Raw genomic sequence first — 8633 nt, forward strand, 5'->3', positions numbered from 1 at the left:
TGGCAGCGTTTCAATGTAAGAGAAAAAAAGGGGGACTGGTCCCTCCCCCTAGTGCGGGGCCGGGTGATGTCCCATCGAGCCGCCGCTGCGGCCCCGGAGCATGTAGAGCTGCTGGGCGGCATATTTCGGAAAGCGCTCGTAGATGGCCCGGGCCTCGTCGACATAGCCCAGGGCCAGGAGCGCGTCGGCCTTGGCCACGTTGAAGACGGGGTGGTAGGGGTTTGAATAGAGGAAGCCGTTTTCTATCTGGATGATCTCCTTGAAGACGCGCCGCTTGTCCATCCCGTATTTCTTTATAATCCCGGCGTTCCGGGGGGCGTCCTTCACAAAGACGGCGCTGTTGTACCCGACGAAGACAAGCTCCCAACCCCTGGACTGCGCAAGGACGGCCGCCAGGGGGATGGTGTGGCCCGTCTCCCGGAAGATCAGGGGAGTGGCGATGACGTTTATGCCGTAGGCCCGGAGGATGCGGTCCCACCCGGGGAAGGCCTTGAGAATCGCGTCGGCCGCCTGGTTGGCCCTGTTGTCCAGGGCCCGCCCGTCAATGAAGACCTTGTACTGGGGATAGAGCCGCCACATGAAGTAGCCTCCCCAGGTGTAGTAGTTGTACAGGGGCGGGTCCGGGCTGGTCTTCTGTAAAAACCGCACCACGCCGGCCGGGTACCACGGCGTCACCCATGCGTCGGCTATCCCGGGCCTGAGGGCCTGGGGTTCCTTCTCGAGGAGGTAGGCCGAAAAGGTGGCCGTGAGGCCCACCACTAGAATGACCGCGGTGCGCAGGGCAATCCGCGGCATCCTCAAGCCCGCGCCGGCCAGCTCCGCCGCCGTCTTACCCATGAAGAAGGGCATGACCGTGAGGGAGAACATCAGGCCCCGGGCATAGTAGTTGGCGAAAAAGGCCACGAAGGTCACCGTGAGAAGCTCGGCCAGGTCCACGCTCCGGCGCACCCAGTATTTGACGAACATGAGGGCATAAAGCACCGCGGTGAAGGCCCAGTAAAAGACGAGCCACTTGTAGTCCAGGACGGAGTAGAAATAGGTGAGGGGCTTGTACTCCAGAACAACGGTGCGCACCCAGCTCCCTCCGCCGCCGTGCCCCGTGACGGGGCGGGAGATGTCGGTGAGGAACATCCCGAGCAAGCCCTTGGTATATGAATAGAATATGTCGTATCCGTTGGGGTTGACCCCGGAGGCAAGGATGGCCAGAAAGCCCACGACGTAGAAGCTGGGGGGAGGCCCCTGCGTTCCGGAGCCTCGCAGCCTCCGCACCCCCCAGAGAAGGGCCTCGGACCCGAGGTACATGCCTATGATGAAGTTGCCCACGATGAACCCGCCGTGGACATTGGACCAGAACGCCATGAGCACCGGCAAAAGGACATAGGTGTAATCGAACTTCCGGGCCGGGCTTCGCCCCTTCAGGCGCTCAAGGAGAATGACCACCACAAGGGCCAGCACAAAGGAAATGCCCTGGGGCCGCTCGAAGGAGTAGCTCAGCTCGAAGTTCAGGAGAAAGGCCGGGAAGCTCACCAGGGCCATGGACGTCCATACCCCCAGGCCCCGGCGCAAGAGCCATAAGAAAAGGATGGCCAAGGGCAGCAGGATGAGGACGTTGCGGAAGACGACGACCCCCGCCAGCCCCCCGGCCCGGTGGGCAAGATAGTACAGGACCTGCCCCAGCCACTGGGCCCGAAGGCCGTCGACCTGGCCCTCGCTCAGATGCTTGGGCGTGGTCAGGGCGAAGTGGTCCTCCTCGGGAATGTCGGCGTGGGTGACGATGTACTCGCCGGTCTTCAGGTGCCACCAGAGGTCCGGGTCGTTGAGGACGACCTTCAGGTTCGCCCCGAAGAGGTACCCGAAGAGGGCAAGGGGAAGGACGACGGCGGCAAGGAGGTGTTTCTTACCCGGTTTCTCTGCCGTAGAGGTCATCGAACCTGATTATATCATCCTCGCCCATGTATTCACCACTTTGAATCTCCACGATTCTCAGCGGGATGATGCCGGGGTTTTCCAGGCGGTGCCTGACCGTGGCGGGGATGAACGTGCTCTCGTTCTGCTGGACATGGAAGACCTCGTCTCCCCTCTGCACCCTGGCCGTGCCGGAGACCACGATCCAGTGCTCGCTCCGGTGGTTGTGCATCTGGAGGCTCAGCTTCTTCTTGGGCTTGAGGTAGATGTGCTTTATCTTGAAGGAGGGGCCCTCATCCAGGATGGCGAACCACCCCCAGGGGCGCTCCTCGATGCTGGGCATCAGGAACTTCTCCTTGCCTTCCTCCTTGAGGAGGGAGACCATGTCCTTGACCTCCTGGACCCTGTCCTTGGGGACGATGAGGGTGGCGTCGGCGGTGCTGACGACCACCATGTCCCTGAGGCCGATGGCCGCCACCAGCTTCTCGGCCGAAGAGACCATGATGGAGTCCTCGCAGCCCAGGCTCACCACGTTTCCGATGCGGACGTTGCGGGAGCCGTCCACCGGCAGGACCTCGTCCAGGGCGCTCCAGCTGCCGATGTCCGACCAGGGGAACTCCGCCGGCACCATGGAGACCTTGCGGGACTTCTCCATGACGCCGTAGTCGATGGACTGGCTCTCCAGGGCGGAGTAAAGGGCGGCCAGCTCTTCCTCTTCCTTCTTCGTGTTCAGGGATTTCTGGATGCCCGCGAAGGCCCTGTGCAGGGCGGGCATGTGCCTCTCAATCTCCTGGACCATGTCCAGGGCCCGGAAGAGGAACATGCCGCTGTTCCAGTAATAGGAGCCGTCCTTCAGGTACTCCCGCGCCGTCTTGTGGTCGGGCTTCTCCACGAAGCGCTCCACCCGGTAGGCCCCGTCCGGCGAGCCCTTCCCCGCCTTTATGTAGCCGTAGCCCGTCTCGGGCCTGGTGGGCTTTATGCCGAAGGTCAGAAGCCTTCCCTTCCGTGCAACCGGCACGGCCTTTTTCAGGGTGGAGAGAAAGAGCCGAGGGTCGCCGATATGGTGGTCCGCGGGCAGCACGAGCATCAGGGCGTCCTTGTTCTTCTTCAGGAGCTTGAAGGCCGCCAGGGCGATGGCCGGGGCGGTGTTCTTCCCCTCGGGCTCCACCACGCACTGCACGTCGCCCCGTACTTCCCGGGCCTGCCAGGTGACGATGTCCCTCTGCCCCCTGGTGGTCACCACCAGGATGCGCTCGGCCGGCAGCTCGTTCTCCAGGCGGTGGATGGTCTCCTGGATGAGGGTCTTCTCCCCCACCAGCTTCAGAAACTGCTTCGGAAAGGCATCGCGGCTCAGGGGCCAGAAGCGTGTCCCCTTTCCCCCGGCCATGATGACCGCATGGAGGTTCCTGCTCCAGGTGCCGGCCTTCTGCACGGTCACAGGGACGCCCTCCGGTCCTCTTTTCCGGGCAGGGGCCTCTTGGTGAGACCGAGGGCGCGCTTCAGGCCGCCGGTCAGGGAACGCCACCTCAGGGTCCAGGGCAGGCGCATGGCCTCCCGGACTATGGCCCCGGACATCTTGGAGGCGCCCCCGTAGCGCTCCGTGAAGGTGATGGGGATTTCCCTGACCTGCATCCCCATGCGCCAGACGTAGTAGGCCATCTCTATCTGAAAGGAATAGCCCTGGGCGTGTATGCCCTCCAGGTCCATGGCCTCCAGGGCCCGGCGGCTGAAGGCCCGGAAACCGCTGGTCACGTCCGTAAGGGGGAAGCCCAGGATCCACGTGGCGTAGGAGTTTCCCAGGCGGGAGAGGAGGAGCCTCCTGAAGTCCCAGCCCACCACGCTTATCGTCCCCCCCATGTACCGGGAGCCGATGACGAGGTCGGCTCCGCGCTCCATCTGCTGCACGAACCGGGGAAGGTTGAAGGGATTGTGCGAGAGGTCCGCGTCCATCTCGATGAAGCACTCATAGCCTCGCTCAAGCCCCCAGCGGAAGCCTGCCACGTAGGCGGTCCCCAGGCCGAGCTTGCCCGGCCTCTCCAGCAGATGCACGCGGCCGGAGCGCTCACGCCATCGGCGAATAATGTCCCCGGTGCCGTCGGTGGAGTTGTCGTCGACGATGAGGACGTCAGCCAGGTCCAAGCCGAGCACCTTTTCGAGAACCTCACCCAGGGTGAAGGCCTCGTTGTATGTCGGAAGGACAAGCAATGCCTTCATGTTAGGATTATCTTAACAAATCGGCGTATTTATTACTGCGCGCACCAAACAAGCGGCGGGCATGCCGGCAACAAGCCCTGGAATAAACTTTTTTCGAGGCCTTCCCGGCATTGAACGGATAGGACTGATACGATTGGGAGCACCTGGTCGGTATTTTCCGAAACGCGGATTCCGAGCGGCGGCTGCCCGGCCCCCCTCCGGTCACTCCGGGGGCCTGGCCCGCTCCGCCTCCAGGCACTTGACCTCGGAGATGCGGGAGAAGCGCGTGCACTTGTTGCACGAAATGCAGTCGGCATCCTTTCCGGAGGCCGCCATCTCCGCCGGGAGGCGGGGCTCGCGGATGAGGGGGCGGGACATGCCGATGAGGTCGGCCTCGCCCTTGGCCAGGACGTCTTCCATGACGGCCCTGGTGCGCATCCCGCCGGTGAGGATGACCGGGATGGAGAGGTCTTCCTTGAAGAGCCTGCTTTCCTTCCGGAAGTAGGCCTCCTCATGGGGGCTCTTGATGCCCTCGCGCAGCGCGGTGACCTTGGACTCGCGCATGCCTCCGCTGACCTCCACGGCATCCAGGCCCATGGCCTCCAGGCCGAGGGCTATGCGGACGCTCTCGGGGGGCTTGAGCCCTCCGGGAAGCAGGTCGTCGGCGTTAAGCTTGATGAGGACGGGAAACTCGCGGCCCACGGCGCTCCTGACCGCCGTGAAGACCTCCTCCACGAAATGGAACCGCCTCTGCTCGTCCCCGCCCCAGTAGTCGTCCCGCCGGTTGGTGTGGGGGGAGAGGAAGCTGCTCACCAGGTAGCCGTGGGCTCCGTGGACCTGCACCGCGTCGAACCCCGCGGCCCTGGCCCGCCAGGCCGCCTCGCCGAAGGCGTCCACCATGTCCCATATCTCCCTGTCCGTCATGGCCCGGGGGGTGGCCTTCGTGGAAGGGTCGTAGACCGCCGAGGGCGCCAGGGGCTCTGCCCCCCCGAGCATCAGGGGCGGGCACTGCCGGCCCCCGTGGCCGAGCTGAACGGCCACCAGCCCGCCCTTGCGGTGCACGCCTTCGGCCAGCCGGGCCAGCCCGTCGATGAAGATATTGCTGTGGATGGACAGCATGCGCCGGAGGGCCCGCCCCGAGGGGTGCACCAGCGCGCTCCCGGTTATGATGAGCCCCACGCCGCCTTCGGCCAGCTCTTCGTAGAGCCTGAGGATGGCATCCGTGGCCCGCCCGTCCTCGTCCGCCCGTTTCTCGAAGGTGGCCGAGCGCACCAGGCGGTTGCGGAGCGTGAGGCCGGCCAGGGTGAAAGGCTCGAAGAGGAGGCCGTCGTTAGACATTCCCCTTCCCCCTGCGGTAACTTTAGATATATGAAAGCTTACCACATGACCGGCGGCGATACGATAGCCGCCCCCGCCACCCCCCCGGGGGAAGGCGGCATCGGCATCGTACGCATAAGCGGCCCCCGGGCCCTGGGCATCGCCGAGCGGCTCTTCGCCTCCCCGCGAGGCAGGCGTCCGGAGAGCCACCGGGCCCTCTACGGCCACATCGTGGAGCCCGAAACCGGAGAGCCCGTGGACGAGGTGCTCCTCCTTTACATGAAAGCCCCCCGCACCTACACCCGGGAGGACGTGGTGGAGGTGCACTGCCACGGGGGGATGGTCCCCCTGGCGAGGGTGCTCTCGCTGGCCCTTGCCCAGGGGGCCAGGCTTGCCGAGCCGGGGGAGTTCACCCGGAGGGCCTTCCTCGCCGGCCGCCTGGACCTCTGCCAGGCCGAAGCCGCGCTGGACCTCATCAGGGCCAAGACGGAGGCCGCCGGGCACCTGGCCCTCTCGCAGCTTGAAGGCGGGCTTTCCGGCAGAGTGCGCGAGCTCAGGGAGATGCTGCTTTTAGCCGCGGCCCACCTGGAGGCCTCCATCGATTTCCCCGAGGAGGAGATGGAGCTCGCCTCCATGGAGGAGATGCGCCGCCTCATGGAGGCAGCCCGGGACGGCGCGGCCTCCCTGGCCGGGACCTTCCGGGAGGGGCGGCTCTTCCGCGACGGCGTGAAGACCGCCATCGTGGGAAGGCCCAACGTGGGAAAGTCCTCGCTCCTGAACGCCCTCCTCAGCCGTAGCCGGGCCATCGTCGCCGAGATGCCCGGCACCACCAGGGACGTCATCGAGGAGCACCTGAGCATCCGCGGGCTTCCCCTCCTCATGATGGATACGGCCGGCATCCGCGGGGCCAGGGACATGGTGGAAGAAGAAGGGGTCAAAAGGAGCCTGAAGGCCCTCACGGACGCCGACCTGGTGCTGGCCGTCCTGGACGCCTCCGTGCCCCTCGCCCCAGAGGACCGCCTCGTCCTCGACAGGCTCTCCGACAGAAACGCGGTCCTCGTCCTGAACAAGTGCGACCTCCCCATGGCCTGGGAGGAAACCCTACTGGGGAATGACTCTTTCCCGCCGCGCGTGCGCACCTCCGCCCGCGAGGGCCGGGGGCTCGAAGACCTGAAAGACGCCATCCAGAGGGCCGCCCTGGGCTCCGGGGCCTTCCGGAGCGACGGCGTCCTGGTCACCACCCTCAGGCACAAGGCCGCCCTGGACGGAGCGCGCCGCTTCATCGAGGCCGCCCTGGACGCCCTGGCCTCCGAGCCCCCGGAGATAACGGCCGTGGAGCTTCGGGAGGCCATGGACAGGCTCGCCGAGATAGGAGGCGAGGTCACCACCGAGGACGTCCTGGAGCGCATCTTCTCGGAATTCTGCATCGGCAAATAGGTGCCACGGGCACCTTTTCCCGTCAAACCAGGGCCTGTAACATAATGTGAGCGACCGTTGAGAAAAAACAGCTTATCTTTCCAAATAACGGCAAATAGGTGCCTCGGGCACCTTTTTAATCTCGCACACTTTTACGCCGGCAAACGCAGTCTTCCAAAACACATCCGCATGGCGACCTATTATCAGGGATAGCTTATCTTGCCCAGGACCGCCGGGCGGTGGGCCCCGGTGGCGCGGGGCACGCCCGAGGGGCGGCGCGAGAGGGTCTCATTGGCCAGGACGGCGAAGCTCACCGCCTCCTTGGCCCGGGCGGGGATGCCCAGCTCGTCGATGAGGCGGACCGTGAGGGGGGCGAGGGCGTCCCTGAGCAGCTCCACCAGAAAGCCGTTCATCGTCCCCCCGCCGGTGAGGATGACCTCCCGGGGGCTTGCCGTGGGCAGGACGAACCTTCGGTACGCGTCCCTGACGGAGAGGGCGGTAAAGCGGGTGAGCGTGGCCATGGCGTCCTCCGCGGAAAGGTTCCATCGCGCGAGCAGCTCCCGCGCCATGGCCGGGCCGAAAAGCTCCCGGCCCGTGGACTTGGGAGGACGCCTCCTCAAAAAGGGATGCCGCATGAGCTCCCGGAGGAGGCCGTCATGGGCCCGCCCCTTCCGGGCCAGGCGGCCGTCCCGGTCCAAGGGCCTTCCGGTCAGGGCCAGCATGGCCTCGTCCAGAAGGGCGTTGCCCGGGCCGGTGTCGAAGCCGAAGACCCCCTCCACGTCCGGAGTCACCATGGTGAGGTTGGAGATGCCCCCCAGGTTGTGCACGGCGCAGGGGGCCCTGTCCCTGAAAAGCACATGGTCGGCAAAGGGGACCAGGGGCGCACCCTGGCCGCCGTGGGCCATGTCGGCCGGGCGGAAGTCGCTCACCACGGCGAGCCCCGTGCGCGCGGCCATGACCGCGGCCTCACCCACCTGGAGGGTGCAGCCCCCCTTTCTCCCCGACGGGGGGACATGAAACAGCGTCTGACCGTGGGAAGCCACGGCGGAGACCTCGCCAAGCCGGAGGCCGGCCCCCCGCACGCAGGCCTCCACCGCGCGGGAGAAGACCTCGCCCAAAAGGACGTTGACCCGGCAGACCTCCGAGACGTGGCCGTCCAGGGCGGAGCGCACGGCGCGCCTTACCGGCTGAGGATAGGGAACGAAGACGTGATGAAGAAACCGGACCCGCGCCCGGCCCCCGGAGCCCCGGATGCGGACGAGGGCCGCGTCCACCCCGTCGTGGGATGTGCCGGACATGAGACCCACGATAAGGCGGCCCGGCACCCGGCGGGTCATGCAATCAGGCTCAGGTTGATCTGTATGTCGTACTGTTTCTTGAGGCCCTGGACGTAGGAGCTCAGGGCGGCCTGCCTCTTGAGCTCGAGCATGGTCTCCTTCTTCTGGGCCCTGAGCTTCGGGTCTTCGGGCAGCCCCTTCAGCTCGGCGGGCGTGAGGTCCACGGCCTCCTGCACCATCAGCCTGAGCCTCCGGGCCATGAGCTCCTGGCGCAGCTGCTGTTCATAGGCCGCCGGGGTCAGGTGGTTGAGCCTCAGGGTGTTGAGGTAGACCTGCCGGTTGAACCGCCCGTTTCTGATGAAGCTGGGGTCGTTGCGGATGGCCTCCCCGAGCTCGGCGTCCGTCACCGTGATGCCCCCTTGCCGGGCGGCCAGATACAGGACCCTGGCCTCCACCAGCTCCTCCAGGACCTGGAGCTTGAGCTTGTCCCGCATCGCATCGTCGAACTTGTCCTGGAAAGCATCC

Annotated in this window: 7 protein-coding genes; 1 reads left to right on the forward strand and 6 read right to left on the reverse strand. The window is 65.7% G+C overall.

The window, feature by feature from the left end:
- Window positions 1-48: 48 nt before the first annotated feature.
- The 4 genes from P8Y39_11170 to P8Y39_11185 all read right to left on the reverse strand — a co-directional run bounded on the left by P8Y39_11170 (window position 49) and on the right by P8Y39_11185 (window position 5436).
- The gene (locus P8Y39_11170; GenBank protein MEJ2192884.1) at window positions 49-1926 is read right to left on the reverse strand and encodes a hypothetical protein; all 1878 of its coding nucleotides are present in this window, start codon (window positions 1924-1926) and stop codon (window positions 49-51) included.
- Complete coding sequence (locus P8Y39_11175) at window positions 1898-3343, reverse strand: mannose-1-phosphate guanylyltransferase/mannose-6-phosphate isomerase (protein ID MEJ2192885.1); 1446 nt, start codon at window positions 3341-3343, stop codon at window positions 1898-1900. Before P8Y39_11175 ends, P8Y39_11170 begins: the two co-directional genes overlap by 29 nt.
- Complete coding sequence (locus P8Y39_11180) at window positions 3340-4119, reverse strand: polyprenol monophosphomannose synthase (protein MEJ2192886.1); 780 nt, start codon at window positions 4117-4119, stop codon at window positions 3340-3342. The genes P8Y39_11175 and P8Y39_11180 overlap by 4 nt, the downstream gene beginning before the upstream one ends.
- Window positions 4120-4320: 201 nt before the next feature.
- Window positions 4321-5436 (reverse strand): NADH:flavin oxidoreductase, encoded by a 1116-nt coding sequence (locus tag P8Y39_11185; GenBank protein ID MEJ2192887.1) that lies wholly within the window; start codon window positions 5434-5436, stop codon window positions 4321-4323.
- A gap of 30 nt (window positions 5437-5466) precedes the next feature.
- Between P8Y39_11185 and mnmE the strand changes: the two genes are divergently transcribed.
- A complete protein-coding gene (gene mnmE, locus P8Y39_11190) occupies window positions 5467-6852 on the forward strand; it encodes a tRNA uridine-5-carboxymethylaminomethyl(34) synthesis GTPase MnmE (GenBank protein MEJ2192888.1) in 1386 nt (461 codons plus the stop codon).
- 182 nt (window positions 6853-7034) lie between these two features.
- On the opposite strand, the gene P8Y39_11195 is transcribed toward mnmE, so the two are convergent.
- Together P8Y39_11195 and P8Y39_11200 are read right to left on the reverse strand one after the other, a co-directional pair.
- The gene (locus P8Y39_11195) at window positions 7035-8168 is read right to left on the reverse strand and encodes an anhydro-N-acetylmuramic acid kinase (GenBank protein MEJ2192889.1); all 1134 of its coding nucleotides are present in this window, start codon (window positions 8166-8168) and stop codon (window positions 7035-7037) included.
- A partial coding sequence (locus P8Y39_11200) for a SurA N-terminal domain-containing protein (GenBank protein ID MEJ2192890.1) occupies window positions 8165-8633 on the reverse strand: 469 nt, incomplete at its 5' end. The genes P8Y39_11195 and P8Y39_11200, both read right to left, overlap by 4 nt.

The sequence above is a fragment of the Nitrospirota bacterium genome, from assembly GCA_037386965.1.
In the GTDB taxonomy this organism is placed as follows: Bacteria; Nitrospirota; Thermodesulfovibrionia; order Thermodesulfovibrionales; family JdFR-86; genus JARRLN01.